Origin of the sequence: Pseudomonas sp. O39 (assembly GCF_045447295.1) — a bacterium.
Lineage (GTDB): Bacteria > Pseudomonadota > Gammaproteobacteria > Pseudomonadales > Pseudomonadaceae > Aquipseudomonas > Aquipseudomonas antarctica_A.
Map to the genome: position 1 here is coordinate 132,717 of NZ_JBJGXV010000003.1, position 22,123 is coordinate 154,839.

At 60.1% G+C, this 22,123-nt stretch carries 21 protein-coding genes; 17 read left to right on the top strand and 4 right to left on the bottom strand.

Translation table 11 applies throughout. The annotated features are described in order from the left end of the window. Positions 1–3 precede the first annotated feature (3 nt). From fdx to ACI77D_RS05545, 13 genes are all read left to right on the top strand, one after another. Positions 4–345, top strand: a complete 342-nt coding sequence (gene fdx / locus ACI77D_RS05485) for an ISC system 2Fe-2S type ferredoxin (protein WP_015885743.1) — start codon at positions 4–6, stop codon at positions 343–345. Positions 346–359: 14 nt separating this feature from the next. Continuing rightward, positions 360–560 (top strand): Fe-S cluster assembly protein IscX, encoded by a 201-nt coding sequence (gene iscX / locus ACI77D_RS05490; protein ID WP_064454043.1) that lies wholly within the window; start codon positions 360–362, stop codon positions 558–560. A gap of 88 nt (positions 561–648) precedes the next feature. Next, positions 649–1,074 (top strand): nucleoside-diphosphate kinase, encoded by a 426-nt coding sequence (gene ndk / locus ACI77D_RS05495; protein WP_003175956.1) that lies wholly within the window; start codon positions 649–651, stop codon positions 1,072–1,074. A 29-nt stretch (positions 1,075–1,103) separates the two neighbouring features. Then, positions 1,104–2,252, top strand: a complete 1,149-nt coding sequence (gene rlmN / locus ACI77D_RS05500) for a 23S rRNA (adenine(2503)-C(2))-methyltransferase RlmN (RefSeq protein WP_064454042.1) — start codon at positions 1,104–1,106, stop codon at positions 2,250–2,252. 12 nt (positions 2,253–2,264) lie between these two features. Continuing rightward, positions 2,265–3,023 (top strand): type IV pilus biogenesis/stability protein PilW, encoded by a 759-nt coding sequence (gene pilW, locus ACI77D_RS05505; RefSeq protein ID WP_128590182.1) that lies wholly within the window; start codon positions 2,265–2,267, stop codon positions 3,021–3,023. Further along, positions 3,023–4,024 carry a RodZ family helix-turn-helix domain-containing protein gene (locus tag ACI77D_RS05510; protein WP_221295600.1) on the top strand — a complete coding sequence of 334 codons (1,002 nt, stop codon included), beginning with the start codon at positions 3,023–3,025 and terminating at the stop codon, positions 4,022–4,024. The genes pilW and ACI77D_RS05510 overlap by 1 nt, the downstream gene beginning before the upstream one ends. Positions 4,025–4,026: 2 nt before the next feature. Further along, entirely contained in the window at positions 4,027–5,136 is a 1,110-nt protein-coding gene (gene ispG, locus ACI77D_RS05515) for a flavodoxin-dependent (E)-4-hydroxy-3-methylbut-2-enyl-diphosphate synthase (RefSeq protein ID WP_064454039.1), read from the top strand. A gap of 21 nt (positions 5,137–5,157) precedes the next feature. Next, a complete protein-coding gene (gene hisS, locus ACI77D_RS05520; RefSeq protein WP_064454038.1) occupies positions 5,158–6,447 on the top strand; it encodes a histidine--tRNA ligase in 1,290 nt (429 codons plus the stop codon). Between the two features lie 65 nt (positions 6,448–6,512). Beyond that, entirely contained in the window at positions 6,513–7,130 is a 618-nt protein-coding gene (locus tag ACI77D_RS05525; RefSeq protein ID WP_177410102.1) for a tetratricopeptide repeat protein, read from the top strand. Next, positions 7,123–8,274, top strand: a complete 1,152-nt coding sequence (bamB, locus tag ACI77D_RS05530) for an outer membrane protein assembly factor BamB (RefSeq protein WP_064454036.1) — start codon at positions 7,123–7,125, stop codon at positions 8,272–8,274. Before ACI77D_RS05525 ends, bamB begins: the two co-directional genes overlap by 8 nt. Before the next feature lie 135 nt (positions 8,275–8,409). Continuing rightward, positions 8,410–9,879: a ribosome biogenesis GTPase Der gene (der, locus tag ACI77D_RS05535; RefSeq protein WP_407016200.1), complete on the top strand. Its 1,470-nt coding sequence runs from the start codon at positions 8,410–8,412 to the stop codon at positions 9,877–9,879. A gap of 194 nt (positions 9,880–10,073) precedes the next feature. Continuing rightward, positions 10,074–11,222, top strand: a complete 1,149-nt coding sequence (locus tag ACI77D_RS05540; protein WP_221295599.1) for a pyridoxal phosphate-dependent aminotransferase — start codon at positions 10,074–10,076, stop codon at positions 11,220–11,222. Next, a complete protein-coding gene (locus ACI77D_RS05545) occupies positions 11,210–12,001 on the top strand; it encodes an amidohydrolase (RefSeq protein ID WP_407016201.1) in 792 nt (263 codons plus the stop codon). The genes ACI77D_RS05540 and ACI77D_RS05545 overlap by 13 nt, the downstream gene beginning before the upstream one ends. Before the next feature lie 152 nt (positions 12,002–12,153). Here the strand turns inward: ACI77D_RS05545 and leuA are convergent, their stop codons facing one another. The 4 genes from leuA to ACI77D_RS05565 form a co-directional block, all read right to left on the bottom strand. Beyond that, a complete protein-coding gene (gene leuA, locus ACI77D_RS05550; RefSeq protein ID WP_053257867.1) occupies positions 12,154–13,833 on the bottom strand; it encodes a 2-isopropylmalate synthase in 1,680 nt (559 codons plus the stop codon). A gap of 323 nt (positions 13,834–14,156) precedes the next feature. Further along, the gene (locus tag ACI77D_RS05555; protein WP_221295597.1) at positions 14,157–14,978 is read right to left on the bottom strand and encodes a peptidoglycan DD-metalloendopeptidase family protein; all 822 of its coding nucleotides are present in this window, start codon (positions 14,976–14,978) and stop codon (positions 14,157–14,159) included. A 3-nt stretch (positions 14,979–14,981) separates the two neighbouring features. Next, positions 14,982–16,361: an exodeoxyribonuclease VII large subunit gene (xseA, locus tag ACI77D_RS05560; protein WP_064454031.1), complete on the bottom strand. Its 1,380-nt coding sequence runs from the start codon at positions 16,359–16,361 to the stop codon at positions 14,982–14,984. 10 nt (positions 16,362–16,371) lie between these two features. Next, a complete protein-coding gene (locus ACI77D_RS05565) occupies positions 16,372–17,262 on the bottom strand; it encodes a LysR family transcriptional regulator (RefSeq protein ID WP_221295596.1) in 891 nt (296 codons plus the stop codon). A 99-nt stretch (positions 17,263–17,361) separates the two neighbouring features. Here ACI77D_RS05565 and ACI77D_RS05570 point away from each other — a divergent pair, with 99 nt between their 5' ends. From ACI77D_RS05570 to guaA, 4 genes are all read left to right on the top strand, one after another. Then, positions 17,362–18,129, top strand: a complete 768-nt coding sequence (locus ACI77D_RS05570; RefSeq protein ID WP_221295595.1) for a sulfite exporter TauE/SafE family protein — start codon at positions 17,362–17,364, stop codon at positions 18,127–18,129. Positions 18,130–18,274: 145 nt separating this feature from the next. Further along, a complete protein-coding gene (locus ACI77D_RS05575; protein ID WP_058422675.1) occupies positions 18,275–18,823 on the top strand; it encodes a hypothetical protein in 549 nt (182 codons plus the stop codon). Between the two features lie 104 nt (positions 18,824–18,927). After that, complete coding sequence (gene guaB, locus ACI77D_RS05580; protein ID WP_003209646.1) at positions 18,928–20,397, top strand: IMP dehydrogenase; 1,470 nt, start codon at positions 18,928–18,930, stop codon at positions 20,395–20,397. 126 nt (positions 20,398–20,523) lie between these two features. Next, positions 20,524–22,101 (top strand): glutamine-hydrolyzing GMP synthase, encoded by a 1,578-nt coding sequence (guaA, locus tag ACI77D_RS05585; protein WP_407016202.1) that lies wholly within the window; start codon positions 20,524–20,526, stop codon positions 22,099–22,101. The last annotated feature ends 22 nt before the right edge of the window (positions 22,102–22,123 follow it).

Sequence of the window (22,123 nt, forward strand, 5' to 3'; positions counted from 1 at the left end):
TTAATGCCGCAGGTCATTTTTCTGCCACACGCCGAGCATTGCCCGGACGGTATGGTTGTTGAGGCTGAGACCGGCAAGTCCATCCTCGAAGTTGCCCATGACAACCACATCGAGATCGAGAGTGCCTGCGGCGGTGTCTGCGCCTGCACCACCTGCCACTGCGTGATTCGCGAGGGTTTCAACTCTCTGGAAGAAGCGGATGAGCTGGAAGAGGACTTTCTTGATCGCGCTTGGGGCCTGGAGGCGACTTCTCGCCTAAGCTGTCAGGCAAAAGTCGGGACTGAAGACATCACCGTCGAAATTCCGAAATATTCGCTCAACCATGCGGCCGAAGCGCCGCACTGATGGGTAGTATTGTCATGAACTATGGTTGGAATGATGTACAGCGCATTGCTGAAGAGCTCGCTGAAGCCAAGCCGGATGTGAGTCCGTTGACGGTCAACTTCGTTGATCTGCAGCGCTGGATCATGGAGCTGCCTGATTTCGACAATACCTCTGGCCGTTGTGGCGAGAAGGTATTGGAAGCGGTCCAGGCGCTCTGGATCGAAGAAATCGACTGATCATCCCCGCAGGTTAGGCAATACCCAATAACCCGCGTATAATTCGCGGGTTTAATTTTTCGTAAATTACCGTTTCTGGAGTTACACCATGGCTGTTCAACGTACTTTCTCCATCATCAAGCCTGACGCTGTTGCAAAAAACGTCATCGGCGAGATCACCACTCGTTTCGAAAAAGCCGGCCTGAAGGTTGTAGCTTCGAAACTCAAGCAACTGTCCAAAGCTGAAGCTGAAGGCTTCTACGCTGAGCACAGCGCTCGTGGTTTCTTCGGCGACCTGGTTGCCTTCATGATCTCCGGTCCTGTTGTTGTTCAGGTTCTGGAAGGCGAAAACGCTATCGCTCTGAACCGTGAGCTGATGGGCGCTACCAACCCTAAAGAAGCGGCTGCCGGCACCATCCGTGCTGATTTCGCTGAATCGATCGACGCCAACGCTGTTCACGGCTCGGACTCCGAAGCCGCTGCTGCTCGCGAAATCTCGTACTTTTTCGCTGCTACTGAAGTAACCGCTCGCTAAGCATCGGCTTAAAGAGTGAGGGTGAATCCATGACTACATCGACTGTTAAAACCAACCTGCTGGGTCTGACTCAACAGGAAATGGAAAAATTCTTCGACTCAATCGGGGAGAAGCGTTTCCGTGCCGGTCAGGTAATGAAGTGGATTCACCACTTTGGCGTCGACGACTTCGACGCCATGACGAACGTCAGCAAGGCCCTGCGCGACAAGCTCAAGGTCATTGCTGAGGTCCGTGGCCCCGAAGTGGTCAGCGAGGACATCTCCAGCGACGGCACCCGTAAGTGGGTGGTGCGCGTGGCGTCCGGCAGCTGCGTCGAGACCGTTTACATTCCCCAGGGCAAGCGCGGCACATTGTGCGTTTCGTCCCAGGCTGGCTGTGCCCTGGACTGCAGTTTCTGCTCCACCGGCAAGCAAGGCTTCAATAGCAACCTCACCGCCGCCGAAGTCATTGGCCAGGTGTGGATTGCCAACAAATCCTTTGGCAGCGTCCCGGCAACCGTCGACCGTGCCATCACCAACGTGGTGATGATGGGCATGGGTGAGCCGCTGCTGAACTTCGATAACGTCGTTGCCGCCATGCATTTGATGATGGACGACCTGGGCTATGGCATCTCCAAGCGCCGTGTGACCCTGTCGACCTCAGGCGTGGTGCCGATGATCGATGAGCTGGCCAAGCACATCGACGTCTCCCTGGCGTTGTCGCTGCACGCACCCAATGACGCATTGCGTAACCAATTGGTGCCGATCAACAAGAAGTATCCGCTTAAGATGCTGCTCGAATCTTGCCAGCGTTACATGGCGACCTTGGGCGAGAAGCGTGTGTTGACCATTGAGTACACCATGCTCAAGGACATCAACGACAAGGTCGAGCACGCGGTCGAGATGATCGAGCTGCTCAAGAACACCCCTTGCAAAATCAACCTGATTCCGTTTAACCCGTTTCCACATTCTGGTTACGAGCGGCCGAGCAACAACGCCATCCGCCGTTTCCAGGATCAACTGCACCAGGCCGGCTACAACGTCACCGTACGCACCACCCGCGGTGAAGACATCGACGCCGCCTGTGGCCAATTGGTAGGGCAGGTGCTGGATCGCACCCGTCGCAGCGAACGTTATATCGCCGTGCGCGAACTTAACGCCGCCGAAGATTTGCCGCAAATTGCTGTGAATCGAATCTGAGAGAGGATCTCTATGCCCTTGCGCCTTGCGCTGCTTTTACTTTTTACCGGCCTCGTGGCCGGTTGTGTTTCATCGGGCCATGACAGCCCTTTGCACACCGATAAAGGCCGTGATGAGGCGCGAGTTGCCTATGTGCAATTGGGTTTGGGGTATCTGCGCCAAGGCATGAGCGAGCAGGCCAAGGTGCCGTTGAAAAAGGCCCTGGAGCTGGACAGCGCCGATGCCGACGCGAATGCCGCACTGGCTTTGGTATTCCAGGCGCAGGCCGAGCCCGAGCTGGCTGATCAGTATTTCCACAAGGCCTTGTCCGTGCGTCCTGCCGACCCTCGGCTGCTGAACAATTACGGCAGCTTCCTGTTCGAGCAGAAACGTTATGACCAGGCCTCCCGTTATTTCCAACAAGCCAGCGCCGATACTCTTTATCCTGAACGCTCGCGCGTGTTCGAGAACCTTGGGGTGACCTCAATGCGTCTTGGCCAGCGCGACAGCGCCCGTCGGCAGCTGGAAAAAGCCCTGCACCTGAACGGTAGCCAGCCACGCGCGTTGCTCGAAATGGCTGAGTTGTCTTACGAAGACAGGCATTATGTGCCGGCACGTGACTATTACGAGCGTTTTAGCCTGCTCAGCGGGCAAAATGCACGTAGTCTATTGCTCGGTGTGCGGCTGGCGACGGTTCATGAAGAACGCGACACGGCCGCACGTTTTGGCCAGCAACTCGAACGACTCTATCCCGGTACGCCGGAATATCAGCAATACCTGTCGGAGCAATGATGAAAGCGGCGCACCCGGAAGTTGTAGCAGCTAATCGCGTAAACCCAGGCGAGACCTTGCGTCAGGCCCGCGAAAGCAATGGTTGGTCGCTGGCAGAAGTGGCCCTCAAGCTCAATTTGACCGCCACGTCCCTGGGCAACCTGGAAGCCGGCGCGTTCGACAAGCTGCCTGGGCACACCTTTGCCCGCGGCTATATTCGCGCCTATGCCAAGTTGCTGGGCATTGACCAAACCGTACTGGTCCAAGCGTTCGACCAATTCACCGGCACCGACTCCCAGGGCAGCAATGTGCATGGCCTCGGTCGCATCGAAGAGCCGGTGCGGGTTTCCCACACGATTTTGCGTATTGTCAGCCTCTTGCTGCTGATCGCCGTGATCGGCGGAGGCTTCGTCTGGTGGCAGGATCAGGCCTCCCAGCGCACGAAGGACCTGACCAGCAACGCCCTGGAGCATGTCGAAGTCGAAAGCGCCGACGGCACCACCCAGATTCATCCGCTGGATGAGCCGGAAGACCAGGCCGTTGCTCAAGGCCAGGCCGTGCCGGAAGCGCCAGCCACTGCCGAGCAGCCCGTTGCGGAAGCCGGCACGGCACCTGCTGCGCCCGCCGTTGTGCCAGTACCGGCGGTGCCTGCCACTCCGGTGGCCCCCGTTGCCCAGGCGCATGCTCCAGTCGCTCCGGCACAGGCTCCAGCGACCACTGCTCCAGCTGCACCGGCAACGCCGGCAGTCTCGCCGCCCAGCACACCCGCATTGGTGGCCGGCGATGGGCATATCCAGATTACCTTCATCTCTGACTGCTGGACGCAAGTCACCGATGGCAATGGCAAAGTGCTGTTTAGCGGTTTGAAGCGTAAGGGAGATACGCTTGACCAGGGCGGCAAGCCTCCTTTGACGCTGCGTCTGGGTTATGCCCGTGGCGCGCAAGTGGCCTACAACGGCCAGCCTGTGGACGTGGCGCCGTTCACCAGTGGCGAGACCGCTCGCCTCAAGTTGGGACAATAGTCATGCACGGCGAATCTCCAATCAAACGTCGCGTATCGCGCAAGATCTGGGTCGGCTCGGTGCCGGTGGGTGGCGATGCCCCTATCGCGGTGCAGAGCATGACCAACAGCGACACCAATGATGTCGCCGCCACCGTCGCCCAGATCAACCGTCTGGAAGCGGCCGGTGTGGACATCGTGCGGGTTTCCGTGCCGGACATGGACGCTGCCGAAGCATTTGGTCGCATCAAGCAACTGGTCAAGGTGCCGCTGGTTGCCGACATTCACTTCGACTACAAGATCGCATTGCGCGTGGCCGAACTGGGCGTCGACTGCCTGCGCATCAACCCGGGCAACATCGGTCGTGAAGACCGTGTGCGCGCGGTGGTGGATGCAGCCCGTGACCGCGGGATTCCGATCCGTATCGGCGTCAACGCCGGTTCCCTGGAAAAAGACCTGCAGAAGAAATACGGCGAGCCGACGCCGGCGGCGCTGGTTGAATCGGCGCTGCGCCACGTTGAACACCTTGAGCGCCTGAATTTCCAGGACTTCAAGGTCAGCGTAAAGGCCTCCGACGTGTTCATGGCGGTAGAAGCCTACCGCCTGCTGGCCAAGGAAATCGTGCAGCCGCTGCACCTGGGTATCACTGAAGCGGGCGGTTTGCGCTCAGGCACAGTGAAATCTGCGGTGGGTCTCGGTATGCTGCTCGCCGAAGGGATTGGCGATACTATCCGCATCTCCCTGGCGGCAGACCCCGTAGAGGAAGTGAAAGTCGGCTACGACATTCTCAAATCCCTGCGTTTACGTTCCCGTGGCATCAACTTCATTGCCTGCCCGAGCTGCTCGCGGCAGAACTTCGACGTGGTGAAAACCATGAACGACCTGGAGTTGCGCCTTGAGGACCTGCTGGTGCCGCTCGATGTTGCGGTGATCGGTTGCGTGGTCAACGGCCCGGGTGAAGCCAAAGAGGCGCACATCGGCCTGACTGGCGGTACGCCAAACCTGATTTACATCGACGGCAAGCCGTCGCAGAAGTTGACGAATGAGAATCTGGTGGATCACTTGGAAAAGCTGATCCGCCAGAAAGCGGCCGAAAAGGTCGCGGCTGACGCAGCGCTGATCGCGCGCGGCTAAGAACGAATTTAAGGATTAGATGTGAGCAAGTCTCTGCAAGCCATTCGTGGCATGAACGACATCCTGCCGGAGCAGACGCCACTGTGGCGCTACTTCGAGAACACGGTCGCGCGCCTGCTGGATAACTACGGTTACAAGCAGATCCGCATGCCGATCGTTGAATTCACCGAGCTGTTCAAGCGCTCCATCGGTGAAGTGACCGACATCGTCGAAAAAGAGATGTACACCTTTGAAGACCGTAACGGCGACTCCCTGACCCTGCGTCCGGAAGGTACCGCTGCGTGCGTGCGTGCCGTGCTTGAGCATGGCCTCACCGGTGGTGGCCAGCCGCAGAAGTTGTGGTACATCGGCCCGATGTTCCGCCACGAACGCCCGCAGAAAGGCCGTTATCGCCAGTTCCACCAGATCGGCCTCGAGGTGTTCAACCTCGACGGTCCGGACATCGACGCCGAGCTGATCGTGCTGACCTGGCGCCTGTGGGGCCTGCTCGGCATCCGCGACGCGGTCAAGCTTGAACTCAACAGCCTGGGCACCAGCGAATCCCGGGGTCGCTATCGCGTCGCCCTGGTCGAGTATCTGTCTGCTCACTTGGACAAATTGGATGAAGACAGCCAGCGCCGTCTGAAAACCAACCCGTTGCGCGTCCTCGATACCAAAAACGCCGACACCCAAGCCGTACTGGTCGACGCGCCGAAAATGGCCGACTACCTGGACGACGAATCCCGCACGCACTTCGAGGGCCTCAAGGCTCGCCTGGATGCGGCCGGTATTCCCTACGTGATCAACCCTAAGCTGGTTCGCGGCCTCGATTACTACAGCAAGACCGTATTCGAGTGGGTCACCGACAAGCTTGGTGCCCAAGGCACCGTATGTGCCGGTGGTCGCTACGACGGCCTGGTTGAGCAAATGGGCGGCAAGCCGACCACGGGCGTAGGGTTTGCGATGGGCATCGAGCGGCTGATCCTGCTGCTGGAAACCCTGGAGCAGGTCCCGGAAGAAATCTCCCGTCAGGTGGACGTGTACCTCTGCGCCTTTGGCGAGGCCGCCGAACTGGCAGCCCTGGCCCTGAGCGAAAAAGTGCGCGACCAGCTGCCGAACCTGCGCCTGCAGATCAATGCCGGCGCCGGCAGCTTCAAGAGCCAGTTCAAGAAGGCCGACAAGAGCGGTGCGTTGTATGCACTGATCCTGGGCGATGACGAACTGGCCCAGCAAGTGATAGGTTTCAAACCCCTGCGTGGTCAGGGCGAGCAACAGAACATTGCCTTTGATGCGCTCGCCGCGCACTTGGCCACCTGCGTCGTGCAGGGTTGAAGCTGTCGAACAGCCGAATTTAGCGATTAAGGAGTATTGGGGTGTCGAGTACTGATGATGAGCAGATGGCCGAGTTCAAGGACTGGTGGCAGCGTAACGGCAAGCCCCTGGTTACTGGCGGCCTGCTGGCTTTAGTGGTGGTGTTCGGGTGGCAAGCCTGGCACAAGTATCAGGCCAACCAGTCCCAAGGCGCCTCGGTCCTCTATCAGCAATTGCTGGAAACCACCCTGACGCCGGACGGCAAGCCCGATCCTGCCCAAGTGGCGGACCTGGCCGGCAAGCTGAAAAGCGAATTTGGCGGTAGCACTTACGCCCAGTACGGCAGCCTGTTCGTCGCGAAAGTCGCGGTCGACACCGGCAAACTGGACGACGCGGCCACTGAGCTGAAGGCCATCGCCGACAAGCCGACGAACCCGACCCTGGGTGAAATCGCACGTCAGCGCCTGGCCCAGGTATTGGCGGCACAGAACAAGGCTGACGAAGCACTCAAACTGCTCGACGGCGATGCTGACAAGGCATTCGTGGCCACTCGCGAAGAGCTCAAGGGCGACCTCTTGGTCCAATTGGGTCGTACCGACGAAGCCCATGCTGCGTACCAAAAAGCCAAGGCGGCGCTGTCTGATGAAGCGGCGGTCGGTGGCTTACAAATCAAGCTGGACGACTTGGCCAAAGGGGATGCGTGACGTGATCCGTTGGAAACATGCAGCATTGCTGGCTCTGGCCGTTCTGGCCGCGGGTTGCAGCAGCAACAGTAAAAAAGAACTGCCTCCTGCCGAGCTGACCAGCTTCAAGGAAGAAGTGGTCCTGCAAAAGCAGTGGAGCCGCTCCGTGGGTGATGGCCAGGGCGACCTGTACAACCTGTTGCAGCCGGCAATCGACGGCGACAACATCGTGGCCACTGACTCCACCGGCGTGATCATTGCCATGGATCGCATGAATGGCGACGTCAAGTGGAAGAAAGACCTCGAGCTGCCGGTTTCCGGTGGCGTGGGCGTCGGCTACGGCATGGTGCTGGTGGGTACGCTCAAAGGCGACGTGGTTGCTTTGGACTCCGCAACGGGTGAAGAGAAATGGCGCGCTCGCGTGACCAGTGAAGTGCTCTCCGCGCCTGCCACCAACGGCGATATCGTCGTGGTGCAAACCCAGGACGACCGTGTGATTGGCCTGGACGCCGCCACCGGCAACCAGCGCTGGTTGTACGACAGCACCCCTGCGGTGTTGACCCTGCGCGGCACCAGTGGTCCGATTGTGACCAACAACCTGGCCATCGCAGGCCTGTCGACCGGTAAAGTGGTCGCCCTGGATACCCAGAACGGCGTGCCGGCCTGGGAAACCCGTGTGGCAATCCCTCAGGGTCGTTCCGAACTGGACCGCGTGGTGGACATCGACGGCGGCTTGCTGCTGTCGGGCGAAACCATCTACGTCGCCACCTACCAGGGCCGCGTTGCTGCGCTGGACCTGCAAAGCGGCCGCATCAACTGGCAGCGTGATGCTTCCAGTTATGCCGGTGTCGCCCAAGGGTTTGGCAGCGTCTACGTAAGCCTGGCGTCCGGCACTGTTGAAAGTGTCGACGAGCGTTCCACCACTGCACTGTGGAGCAACGACTCCCTGGCCCGCCGTCAACTGTCGGCACCGGAAGTGTTCTCCAGCTACGTAGCGGTAGGTGACTTCGAAGGTTACCTGCATCTGCTGAGCCAGGTGGACGGTCGTTTTGTCGGCCGCGAGCGTATCGACAGCGACGGCCTGCGTGCGCGTCCGCTGGTTGTGGGTAACATGCTTTACGTGTTTGGCAACAGCGGCAAGCTGGAAGCCCTGACCATCAAGTAAAGAATTATGCTTGGGGTAAAACCCAGGCGGCCCCGCTTCGGCGGGGCATGCGGCATTTGAATATGCTGCCCCGAGCACCAGCCGCTGCCTTGCAGCGGCTTTTGTATTTTCTGAAATAACGAAGTGGAGAGCCGCATGGTTCCCGTAATCGCCCTGGTGGGCCGACCTAACGTCGGCAAGTCCACCTTGTTCAACCGCCTGACCAGGACTCGCGACGCCATCGTCGGCGACTTGTCCGGTCTGACCCGTGATCGCCAATACGGTGAGGCAAAGTGGCAAGGGCGCTCCTACATTATTGTCGACACCGGTGGTATCTCCGGTGACGAGCATGGCATGGACGAAAAGATGGCCGAGCAGTCGCTGCTGGCCATTGAAGAAGCCGATGTTGTGTTGTTCCTGGTGGACGCCCGTGCGGGCTACACCGCTGCCGACCAGATGATTGGCGAGCACCTTCGCAAGCGCAACAAGCGGTCCTATTTGGTCGCCAACAAGATCGATAACATCGATCCTGAGGCTGCCCGCGCCGAGTTCAGCCCGATGGGCCTGGGCGACGCGATCCCGGTCGCCGGTGCTCACGGTCGCGGCATCACCCAGATGCTGGAAATCGCCCTGCGCGACTTCCCCAAGGATGACGAAGAGGAAGAAGAGGGCGAAGCAGAGATCGTCGCCGAAGGTGAGGAAGCCAAGCGCATTCCTGGCCCGAGCGAAAAAGACGGTATCAAGATCGCCATCATCGGCCGCCCGAACGTCGGCAAGTCGACGCTGGTTAACCGCATGCTCGGTGAAGACCGGGTTATCGTGTATGACGAGCCCGGCACCACCCGCGACAGTATCTACATCCCGTTCGAGCGTAACGACGAGAAGTACACGCTGATCGACACCGCTGGTGTGCGCAAGCGCGGCAAGATCCACGAGGAAGTTGAAAAGTTCTCGGTGGTCAAAACCCTGCAGGCGATCAAAGACGCCAACGTGGTGATCTTCGTGATGGACGCCCGCGAAGGCGTGGTGGACCACGACCTCAACTTGCTGGGCTTTGCCCTGGAAGCCGGTCGCGCCCTGGTGATCGCGATCAACAAGTGGGACGGCATGACGCCGAGCGAGCGCGATTTCGTCAAGATCGAGCTGCAGCGTCGCCTGTTCTTCGTTGAGTTCGCCGATATCCACTTTATCTCGGCGCTGCACGGCACCGGCGTGGGCAACCTCTACGCCTCCGTACAGAACTCGTTCAAGTCCGCGGTTACCCGCTGGCCGACCAACCGTCTGACCCAGATCCTGGAAGACGCCGTCGGCGAGCACGCGCCGCCGATGGTCAACAACCGCCGCATTAAACTGCGTTACGCCCACTTGGGTGGTGCCAACCCGCCGATTATCGTGATTCACGGTAACCAGATCGAGAAGGTGCCAAAGTCCTATGTGCGTTACCTGGAAAACACCTACCGCCGTGTCTTGAAACTGGTCGGTACGCCGATCCGAATCGAGTTCAAGGGTGGCGAGAACCCATACGAAGGCAACAAGAACACCTTGACTGACCGTCAGGTGAACAAGAAGCGTCGTTTGATGACTCACCACAAAAAGGCCGACAAGAAGCGCCGAGATAAAAAGTAAGCAGTAGTGAGTGGCAAGCTACAAGCGGCAAGTAGAAGCGGGATTGCTTGTAGCTTGAAGCTAATAGCTTGCCACTCAAATCGCCAGGTACAACGGGGGCTCTGACTGAGCCCTTTTTTGTGCCTGGCGGTTTGTCGCTTGACCTGCTTGCAGCTTGCAGCTTAAAACTTGCAGCTCACCCGAAGGGGGCTCCTATGATCACCAGCAAGCTGCCGAATGTCGGCACGACCATTTTCACCACCATGTCGCAACTCGCTGCCGAAACCGGCGCGCTCAACCTGTCCCAGGGATTTCCTGATTTCAATGGCCCTAAGGCGTTGCTGGATGCGGTGGGCAAACACGTTGCCAGCGGGCATAACCAATATTCACCGATGACCGGCTTGCCGGCCCTGCGTCAGCAAGTGGCGGCCAAGATCGCGCGCAGCTATGGCGCCACGGTCAACCCCGACAGCGAAGTGACCATCACGCCTGGCGCCACTGCTGCAATCTTCTGCGCAATTCAGGCGGTGATTCGCAGCGGCGATGAGGTCATTGTGTTCGACCCCAGCTATGACAGCTATGAGCCCTCGGTTGAGCTGGCCGGTGGTCGCTGCGTGCACGTGCAACTGAGCCTGCAAGGCTTCGCCCTGGACGTTGAGAAGATCAAGGCCGCGCTCTCACCGCGCACGCGCATGATCATCCTTAATTCCCCGCACAACCCCACCGGTGCACTGATCAACCGTGCCGAGCTGGACCAATTGGCCGAACTGATCCGCGACCGTGATATTTACCTGGTCAGCGATGAGGTCTACGAACACCTGGTGTTCGACGGCGTGGCCCATGCCAGCGTGCTGGCCCACCCAGAGCTCTATCAGCGGGCGTTTGTGGTCAGTTCCTTCGGCAAGACTTACCACGTCACCGGCTGGAAAACCGGGTATGTGGTTGCGCCTCCAGCGCTGACCGCTGAACTGCGCAAGGTGCATCAATATGTCAACTTCTGCGGGGTGACCCCCTTGCAGTACGCGTTGGCTGACTTCATGGCCGAACACCCGGAACACGTCGAAGAACTGCCGGCTTTTTACCAGGCCAAGCGTGATCTGTTCTGCGACCTGCTGACGCCATCGCGCTTCAGCTTTACCCGGGTGGCCGGTACCTACTTCCAACTGGTGGATTACTCACAGATTCGCCCGGACCTGGATGACGTCGCCATGTCGCTGTGGATGACCCGTGAACACGGCGTGGCGACGATTCCGGTGTCGGTGTTCTATCAGCACCCACCCGAAGGCCAGCGCCTGGTGCGCCTGTGTTTTGCCAAACGCGAGGAGACGCTGCAACAAGCGGCGGAGAAACTATGCGTGATTTGAGTACATTGCCCGACCTGAATATCGCCCTGGTCCAAACCAGCCTGGTGTGGCATGACCGTCAGGCCAACCTCGAACATTTTGAGCTGCTGCTGGAACAGGCCAGGGGCGCCGATCTGATTGTGTTGCCGGAGATGTTTACCACCGGTTTCTCAATGGAATCGCAGACCCTAGCAGAGCGGGAAAACGGCCCGACCCAGCACTGGCTCCAAGCTCAGGCGGCGAAATACAACGCTGTGGTCACCGGGAGCGTGATCATCCAGGCCGCCGACGGCAGCCACCGCAACCGCCTGCTGTGGGCGCGGCCGGATGGCGAGGTGCTGCATTACGACAAGCGCCACCTGTTCCGTATGGCGGGCGAGCACGACCATTACACGCCGGGCGAGCGTCAGGTGCAGTTTGAGTTGAAGGGCTGGCGTATCCGTCCGCTGATTTGCTACGACCTGCGCTTCCCGGTGTGGAGTCGAGATGCTCAGGACACGGATTTGCTGCTGTATACCGCCAACTGGCCGGGTGCGCGGCGCCAGCATTGGAATCGGCTGTTACCGGCGCGAGCCATCGAGAATCTGTGCTACGTGGCTGCAGTGAATCGGGTGGGTACGGATGGCGAAGGCTTTGCCTACACCGGGGACAGTCAGGTGCTGGATTTCCAGGGTGAGACACTGCTGAGCGCGGGGGAGGCGGACGGGGTGTTTCAGGTGTGCCTGAATGCTGCGGAGTTGGCGGCGTATCGCACCAAGTTTCCGGCGAATCTGGATGCCGATGACTTTCAGTTTGTCTGATAGGCCGCTATCGCGGGCAAGCCCGCTCCCACAGGTGAATGCATTCCAAATGTGGGAGCCGGGCTTGCCCGCGATGAGGCCCTAGTAGACACCACAAATAAAAAGGCCCCTGGATTCTCACCCAGGGGCCTTTTGCATTTCAGCGGTAAGGCTTACGCCGCTTTCGCTTCCAGCTGGCTCAACGAGCGGTTCAGCGCACTGAACACCGCTTTAAAGCTGGCCGTGGTGATGTTTTCATCAATCCCCACACCGTGCACCGGACGCTCGCCATTCACGCGCAGTTCGATGTAAGCCGCGGCTTTGGCGTTGGTGCCGGCGCCGATGGCGTGTTCGTTGTAGTCCATGATCTCGACCTTGATCGGCAGCGCGGCAACCAGCGCTTCGAGGGTGCCGTAGCCCTTGCCGTGCCAGCGCAGGTTGGTTTCGCCCTGGCCTTTGCCCGAGACTTCCACTTCCACCGTGCTGTTGCCGTTCTCTTCCTGCAGGCGATGGCTGACCAGCGCATACGGCGTATTGGCTTGCAGGTATTCACGCTGCAACAAGGCGTAGATCTGTGGCGCGGTCATTTCCAGGCCGACGCGATCGGTCTCAGCCTGTACCACTTGGCTGAATTCGATCTGCATGCGGCGCGGCAAGCTGATGTCGTATTCCTGCTCCAGCAGGTAGGCGATGCCGCCTTTGCCGGACTGGCTGTTCACACGAATCACCGCCTCGTAGCTGCGGCCGATATCGGCCGGGTCGATCGGCAAGTACGGTACTTCCCACAGCGCGTCGGCTTTTTGCTGGGTAAAGCCCTTTCGGATCGCGTCCTGGTGGGAGCCGGAGAACGCGGTGTGTACCAGGTCGCCAACGTAGGGGTGGCGCGGGTGCACCTGGATCTGGTTGCACTCCTCGACGACTTTGCGCACGCCGTCGATGTCGGAGAAGTCCAGTTGCGGGTCAAGGCCTTGGGTGTACATGTTCAAGGCCACGGTGACCAGGTCGACGTTGCCGGTACGCTCGCCGTTGCCGAACAGGCAGCCTTCGACACGGTCGGCGCCGGCCATCAGGCCCAGCTCGGTGGCGGCCACGCCGGTGCCACGGTCGTTGTGGGTGTGCAGGCTGATGATCACGCTGTCCCGGCGGTTGATATGGCGACCGAACCACTCGATCTGGTCTGCATAGATGTTCGGCGTGGCGCATTCAACCGTGGCCGGCAGGTTGAGGATCATCTTGTGCTCTGGTGTCGGGTTCCATACCTCGATCACCGCGTCACAGACTTCCTTGGCGAACTCCAGCTCGGTAGCGCTGAAGGTTTCCGGGGAGTATTCGAAGGTCCACTGGGTTTCCGGCTGCTGCGCGGCATATTTGACGAACAGCTTGGCTGCGTTGACCGCGATGGCCTTGATGCCGTCCTTGTCCTGGTTGAACACGATGCGGCGGAACGACGGCGAGGTCGCGTTGTACAAGTGCACAATGGCTTTTTTCGCGCCGCGCAGCGATTCGAAGGTGCGTGCGATCAAGTCTTCACGGCCCTGGGTCAGCACCTGGATGGTGGTGTCCTCGGGGATGTGGTTGTCTTCGATCAGGGTGCGCACGAAGTCGAAGTCGGTTTGCGAAGCGGCTGGGAACGAGGCCTCGATTTCCTTCACGCCGACGGCGACCAGCGTCTTCCAGAAGCGCAGCTTTTTCACCGCGTCCATCGGCTCGATCAGCGACTGGTTGCCATCACGCAGGTCGGAGCTGCACCAGATCGGCGCTTCGGTGATGGTTTTCGACGGCCAGGTGCGGTCCGGGATATCGATGGTCGGGAACGCACGGTACTTCGAAGACGGGTCTTTGAGCATGCTCATCGGGAAATCCTTTGTGGTAAGGGCCGAGAAAAGGCGGCCTGCCGTAAAACTGTTATTGGGGGCGAAGCTGGGGACGAGGCAGAACGATTCAGCCTGGCAGTCGTGCGCTGACGAGGCACAGGCTGCGGTGCTGGCGGAGCTGAATGAGGGTGTGAGAGGTTTTCATAAGCTCAACCCTAACCGCCGGGGTGAAAGATGGCAAGCAGTCGAGAAAAATTGAGAGAAGTTCTGCTATGTGGGTGGGAAACGAGATTTTATGGTTGGAAGCAGCTGAGTTGCTTGTTTTAATTGCGCGCCCTTTAAGGGGCGCGCAATTGCGTCATTCAGGGTTGGAAAGCGCCGATAAAGATCGCCGGGTCGACCCGTGCGTCATTGAGGCTGATGTTCCAGTGCATGTGTGGCCCGGTCGCACGGCCTGTTGAACCGACCTTGCCCACCACCGCGCCGCGCGCCAGTTGATCACCGACCTTCACGTCGATCTTCGACATATGGCAGAACATGCTGATAAAGCCTTGGCCATGGTCGACAAACACGGTATTGCCGTTAAAGAAGTAATTACCGGTGAGGATCACCTTGCCTGCCGCCGGGGTCTTGATCGGCGTGCCGGCACCTACGGCGAAGTCCAGGCCAGAATGGGGATTGCGTTCTTCGCCATTGAAGAACCGACGCACGCCGAACTTGCTCGACAGCGGCCCGTTGACCGGTTTGTCCAGCAGCAAGTTGCTGGGCGTGTTCGGGCTGAAGCTGCGGTAGGCCTTGAGCTGAACGGCCAGTTCGCCCTCGATGCGCTTGAGTTGCGCCGGATCCGGGTTCACCTGGCTTTTGTTCTTCAGGGTGATGTGCTGCTCGGGGTACTTCTTGAACCCCACCACAAACGGCAGGTTTTGCCCGCCACTGCTGATGCGTTGCGTGCCAGGTTTGACCGTCAGCGGTATCCCGACAATCGCCAGCCAGTTGTTCTGTTCCTTGACCACTAACACTGGCCGGTTCTGGTAGGTGGCTTTAGGCGCTGCCGCTGAAGTACCCAGGTCAACCACCGCGACGCCACCGGGCACCGGCTTGTTCAGCAGCCGAGTGATGTAGCTGTCGGCATGGGCGGTGAAGGTGAGGCACAACAGCATCAACAAGCTCAATAAACGTGGCATCAATCAATCCAGTAACGAAAGGGTGACGGGCGTCAGGTGGTTATCTTCCACCCGCACCTGCAGTTGGCCTTCACCGAGGCGTGCGGTCAGGCGCTGGCCAGTGTGGGTTTGCGCGGCGTTGCGGATCGCCTGGCCACGCTCGTCCAGCAAGATGCTGTAACCACGGCCGAGAGTCGCCAGCGGGCTGACCACTTGCAGCGTCTGCACCTGGCTTTGCAGTTGCAGGCGACGCGCCTTGAGACCTTCGCGCATGGCGCGGGGCAGGCGTTCGGCGAGGCTGTCCAGGCGTTGGCGCAGCAGGGCCAACTGACGGCCGGGGTGCTGGCCGGCGAGGCGGGTTTCCAGGCGGATCAAGCGTTCGCGACGGGTATTGAGGCTGCGCTCGAAAGCACGGCGCATCCGCATGTCCAGGTCATCCAGGCGCTGGGCCTGCTGGCGCAGGCGTTCGCCCGGGTGGCGCAGGCGGCGAGCCATGCCTTCCAGGCGCAGACGGTCGTGGGACAGCCGGTTGCGCATCAGCATCACCAGCCGGCGGTGCAGGTTTTCGACTTGGCGCACCCAATGGCTGGCGTCGGGTGCGAGCAACTCGGCGGCAGCGGAGGGTGTAGGCGCGCGCACGTCGGCGACGAAGTCGCAGATCGACACATCGGTCTCATGGCCGACGGCGCTGACGATCGGCGTTACGCAGGCATCCACCGCGCGCGCCACGGCTTCTTCGTTGAAGCACCACAGGTCTTCCAGCGAACCACCGCCACGGGCCAGGATCAGCGCATCAAAGCCTCGCGCATCGGCCAGCTTCAGGGCGCGCACAATCTGCGACACGGCTTCGCGGCCTTGTACCGCCGTAGGGATCAGTGTCAGTTCAACGTTCGGCGCCCTGCGGCCGAACACGCTGATGATGTCGCGGATCACCGCGCCGGTCGGCGAACTGATAATGCCGATGCGCCGAGGGTGCGCCGGCAACGGCACCTTGCGTTCGGCACTGAACAGGCCTTCGGCGCTGAGCTTTTCCTTTAATGCATCGAAGGCCAGGCGCAGCGCGCCATCACCGGCAGGCTCTACAGTGTCGAGGATCAACTGGTAGTCGCCACGGCCCTCAAACAGCGAGACCTTGCCACGCACTTTAACGGCCAGGCCGTCCTTCAATGCCTGGCGCACCCTGGCGGCATTGTTGCGAAACAACGCGCAACGCACTTGGGCGCCGCTGTCCTTGAGGGTGAAATACACATGGCCGGAGGCCGGGCGGGCGAGGTTGGAGATCTCGCCTTCGACCCAGATATTGGTGAACACGTCCTCCAGCAACACCCGCGCGCGGCCGTTGAGCTGGCTGACAGTCAGGACTTCGCGGTCCAGGCCCAGACGGGCAAAAGGATCTTTAATCATGGGCGGCAGTTTATAGGCATTCGTGCAAGGTTTGGCAGAATTGCTCGACCAGCGCGCTCGGCGCCTGGTGGCAGGCGAGGGCGACGGTGCTGAGGCTGTCCGGGTCGGCCAGGGGTAAAAAGTGCACATTGGCAGGAGCGATGTCCTGCATGGATTTTGGTAACAAGGCAATACCGAAGCCGGCCTGGATCAATTGCAGCTGGGTCGTCTTGCGCGACATCACTCGCGCCGCCTTGGGGAAAAAACCTGCGCGCATACAAAGCTCGGCTGACAGATAACTCAGGCCACCGCGTTGGGGGTGAGGGATAGAGATAAACGCTTCGTCCCTGAGCTGCGCCAATTCGACCGGTGTGTCGCTGCGCGCCAACGGGTGATCCGGCGGCACCGCCAGCAACAGCTGCTCGCTGTATAAAGGCACCACACGCACACCTTCGCGCTGGCGCAACACCGGCAAGCGCAACAGCCCGACGTCTAGGCGGCCGTCGGCAATGTCCTCCAGTTGCGCTTCAGAGGACAGTTTGACGATGTCCATCGACACGCCCGGGCAGCGCGCCAGCCAGGTGCTGATGCCGTGCAGCAACGGCCCGCTCATCGGCACGGTGCTCGAATGGCTCAGGCGCAGCGTGCCAAGCTGGCCATTGCCCACCTGCGTGGCCATTTCGCTGGCTTTGAGCAACTCGCTCAGCAGGTTGCGCGCCCGAGGGTAGAAGGCTTCACCGGCCGCCGTGAGCCGGGGTTGGCGCGCGGTGCGTTCGAACAAGGGAGTTTGCAGCTGTTTTTCCAGCTCCTTGATCTGTCGACTCAAGGCTGACTGCGCCACAAACAAACGTTCGGCCGCGGCGCTGAAGCTGCCGCTGTCGGCGATTTCGACGAAGTAGCGCAGTTGGCGAGTAGAGATCACGCGTCATGCCTTTTCGAGATGGGTGGAGGACTTTGAAGATATTAGTCGCAACGCTCGACGATGGCTAAAGTGACGGCCATCTCTTTCAAGGAAGTGCCCATGAGCCCGGTTGAGCTGATGAGTCAGTGGTCGTTTGGCAGCGTTGATTGGCTGATGATCGGCCTCGGTATTGTCGTGGCCTATATCGTGTTTGGTATCGCCGGGTTTGGCACGGCGCTGGTCGCGGGGCCGATCCTGATTGTGTTTATGCCATTGTCGAAGATCATCCCGCTGCTGGTGCTGCTGGATTTTGTCGCCGCCTTTGGCAACCTGCTGCAATCGCGGCGGGACGTGAACACGCCCGAGCTGTTGCGATTGCTGCCGTACATGGCGGTGGGTTGCATACTCGGCGTGATCTTCTTGCTCAACCTGCATTCAGACCTGTTGCTGCTATTGATGGGGCTGTTTATCAGCGCCTACGCGATCTACAGCCTGGCGGTGAAAACCCGGCCGACACAGCTGGCGGCGGGCTGGTCGATTCCCATGGGCACCGTCGGCGGGCTGTTTGGTGCGTTGTTTGGCAGTGGCGGCTTTTTATATGCGATCTACCTGAACAGCCGTTTACCCAAGGACGCGGCGCGCGCCACGCAAAGTGCGCTGATCAGTTGCAGCACGGTGGTGCGCCTGAGCCTGTTTCTGATTGCCGGGGTGTATGCTGACGTGCCGCTGTTGATGTTGGCGTTGTGCCTGTTGCCGGCGATGGCCCTGGGGCTGTGGTTCGGGCGCCGGCTGACGATGCGAATGTCGCGTGAAGCCTTTGTAAAGCTGGTGACGTGGCTGGTGTTGGCCAGTGGCATTGCGTTGATCGGGCGGTACTTGAGCACTTGACCTGTGTGGGGCAGGGATTAAGCTGCCAGCCTTCAGGGCCTCATCGCGGGCAAGCCCGGCTCCCACATTTTTGATTTGTGAACGCAGTCAAATGTGGGAGCGGGCTTGCCCGCGATGGGGCCAGTAGCCACACCGCAGGACTCTCATGAACTCGCAAAGCATCCTTGTCCCGAAAATCTCCACCTTGCCCGTCCACGAACCCCGCGCGCGGGCGATCGTGCGCTGGCTGGTGCGCAAGAACATCATCAAGGAAGAACTGACCACCTGCGGCCGCACCGGCAACCGCATGGCTTACGCGCTGGCCGATGGCGCCCGCGCCGTGGTGCTGCACCCCGAAGCGCTGCCGTTCAACGAGCCGGTCAACGGCCTGGAGATCATCTACAAGCGCTGCATCTATACCCCGGCCAAGGGCTTTCTCGAAGAGGCCGGCTGCCCGGAATGCCTCAAGGAAGTTGGCGAGGCGCTGTTCGAAAGCCTCGAAGACTGGATGCCCGGCCACACCGACAACTTCACCTGCCCGCTGTGTGGACATGAGGATGACATCAACGGGTTTCTGTTCCTGCAGGAATGCGGGTTTTCCAACCTGGGTTTCATCTTCAACAACTGGGCGGAGGCGGGTTTCAAGCAGAGCTTTATCGACGAATTTGCCGACTGGCTGGACCAGAAGATGAGTTGGGTCAAAGTCGAGCTTTAATCCATCTATCAGTATTACCAAGTTTGTCAGAGTTTTACATTGAGCCTGACCGGGTGCATGTATATAATGGCGCGCTTCCATTTTCCCGCTCGGGAGCCCCCGCGATGCTGCGTATCAGCCAAGAAGCTCTGACATTCGACGACATTCTCCTAGTGCCCGGTTATTCCGAGGTGCTTCCTAACGAAGTCAGTCTCAAGACCCGCCTAACCCGTGGCATCGAGCTGAATATTCCCCTGGTTTCTGCTGCCATGGACACCGTCACCGAAGCCCGTTTGGCAATCGCCATGGCTCAGGAAGGCGGCATCGGCATCATCCACAAGAACATGACCATCGAGCAGCAAGCTGCCGAAGTGCGCAAGGTCAAGCGTTACGAAGCCGGTGTGGTGAAAGATCCCATCACCATCGAAGCCGACGCCACCGTGCGTGACCTGTTCGACCTGACCCGCCTGCACAACATCTCCGGCGTTCCGGTGCTGCACGATGGCGACCTGGTCGGCATCGTCACTTCCCGTGACGTGCGTTTCGAGAACCGTCTTGAAGTCACCGTCCGCGAAGTGATGACGCCTAAAGAGCGCCTCGTCACTGTCAAGGAAGGCGCCGACAAGAACGATGTGCGCGAACTGCTGCACAAGCACCGCATCGAGCGCGTGCTGATCGTCGATGACAAATTCGCCCTCAAAGGCATGATGACCGTCAACGACATCGAAAAAGCCAAGGCTTACCCGCTCGCCAGCAAGGATGACCAAGGTCGTCTGCGTGTTGGCGCGGCAGTCGGCACCGGTAAAGACACCGGTGACCGCGTTGCGGCCCTGGTCGCCGCCGGTGTTGACGTGGTGGTGGTCGACACTGCCCACGGTCACTCCAAAGGCGTGATCGACCGCGTTCGCTGGGTCAAACAGAATTTCCCTGACGTGCAGGTGATCGGCGGCAACATCGCCACCGGCGCAGCCGCCAAGGCCCTGGCCGAAGCCGGCGCCGATGCGGTCAAGGTTGGTATCGGCCCTGGCTCGATCTGCACCACGCGTATCGTCGCCGGTGTGGGCGTGCCGCAAATCAGCGCCATCGCCAACGTTGCCGCTGCCCTTGAAGGCACTGGCGTTCCGTTGATCGCCGACGGCGGCATCCGTTTCTCCGGTGACCTGTCCAAGGCCATCGTTGCCGGTGCTTCCTGCGTGATGATGGGCTCGATGTTCGCCGGTACTGAAGAAGCGCCGGGCGAGATCGAACTGTTCCAGGGCCGTTCGTACAAGGCTTACCGTGGCATGGGTTCGCTGGGCGCCATGTCCCAGGCACAAGGCTCCTCCGACCGCTACTTCCAGGACTCCTCGGCAGGCGCCGAGAAGCTCGTTCCGGAAGGCATCGAAGGCCGTGTTCCTTACAAGGGCACCCTGAGCGCGATCATCCATCAACTGATGGGCGGCCTGCGTTCCTCGATGGGCTACACCGGCAGCGCCGACATCGAAGAAATGCGCACCAAGCCAGAGTTCGTACGGATCACCGGCGCCGGCATGGCTGAATCCCATGTCCACGACGTGCAGATCACCAAGGAAGCGCCAAACTATCGGGTCGGCTGACGCCGACAGCTATAAGCCACAAGTTATAAGCTGCAAGCGGTGCTGTGCTAGTGCAGTTACCGCGCAGCTTCCGATTACTTGCAGCTTGCAGCTTGAAGCTTGCAACTGCTTTTCAGAGTTTCTTTCATGGCCCTCGACATTCACGCCCACCGCATCCTGATCCTCGACTTCGGTTCCCAGTACACCCAGCTGATCGCCCGCCGCGTGCGTGAAATCGGCGTGTACTGCGAACTGCACCCGTTCGACATGGACGACGAAGCGATCCGCGAATTCGCACCTAAAGGCATCATCCTCGCCGGTGGCCCCGAGTCCGTGCACGAAGCCAACAGCCCGCGCTGCCCGCAAGCCGTATTCGACCTGGGCGTGCCCGTCTTCGGTATCTGCTACGGCATGCAGACCATGGCCGAGCAACTGGGTGGCAAGGTTGAAGGTTCCGAGCTGCGTGAATTCGGTTATGCCCGTGTCGACGTGGTCGGCAAAAGCCGCCTGCTGGACGGCATCGAAGACCACATCGACGCCGACGGCCTGTTCGGCCTCGACGTATGGATGAGCCACGGTGACAAGGTCACCAAGATGCCGCAAGACTTCCACATCCTGGCCAGCACCCCGAGCTGCCCGATCGCCGGCATGTTCAACGACGAGCGCGGCTACTACGGTGTGCAGTTCCACCCGGAAGTGACCCACACCAAGCAAGGCGGCCGCATCCTGTCGCGCTTCATCCTCGACATCTGCGAGTGTGAAGCCCTGTGGACCCCGTCGAAAATCGCCGAAGACGCGATCGCCAACGTGCGTGCCCAGGTCGGCACCGACAACGTGCTGCTCGGCCTGTCCGGCGGCGTTGACTCCTCCGTGGTTGCCGCGCTGCTGCACAAAGCCATCGGCGACCAGCTGACTTGCGTCTTCGTCGACAACGGCCTGCTGCGCCTGCACGAAGGCGAGCAAGTGATGGCCATGTTCGCCGAGAACATGGGCGTCAAAGTGATCCGCGCCAACGCTGAAGATCAGTTCTTGAATAACCTGGCCGGCGAGTCCGACCCGGAGAAGAAGCGCAAGATCATCGGCCGCACCTTCATCGACGTCTTCGATGCCCAGGCCAAACATCTGGACAACATCAAGTACCTCGCCCAGGGCACCATCTACCCAGACGTGATCGAGTCGGCCGGCGCCAAGAGCGGCAAGGCCCACGTGATCAAGTCCCACCACAACGTGGGTGGCCTGCCTGAGGAAATGAACCTCAAGCTGGTAGAACCGCTGCGCGAACTGTTCAAGGACGAAGTCCGCCGTCTGGGCCTGGAACTCGGCCTGCCGTACGACATGGTCTACCGTCACCCATTCCCAGGCCCGGGCCTGGGCGTGCGCATCCTGGGTGAAGTGAAGAAGGAATACGCCGACCTGCTGCGTCGCGCCGACCACATCTTTATCGAAGAACTGCGCAAAGCCGACTGGTACCACAAAGTCAGCCAGGCATTCGTGGTGTTCCAGCCGGTGAAATCGGTTGGTGTTGTAGGCGATGGCCGTCGTTACGCCTGGGTTGTGGCCCTGCGTGCCGTAGAAACCATCGACTTCATGACCGCACGTTGGGCGCACCTGCCGTACGAACTGCTGGAAACTGTCAGCGGCCGTATCATCAATGAGATCGAAGGTATTTCGCGCGTGACGTATGACGTGTCGAGCAAGCCGCCGGCGACGATTGAGTGGGAATGATTGGACGTCCGGCATTGTCCGG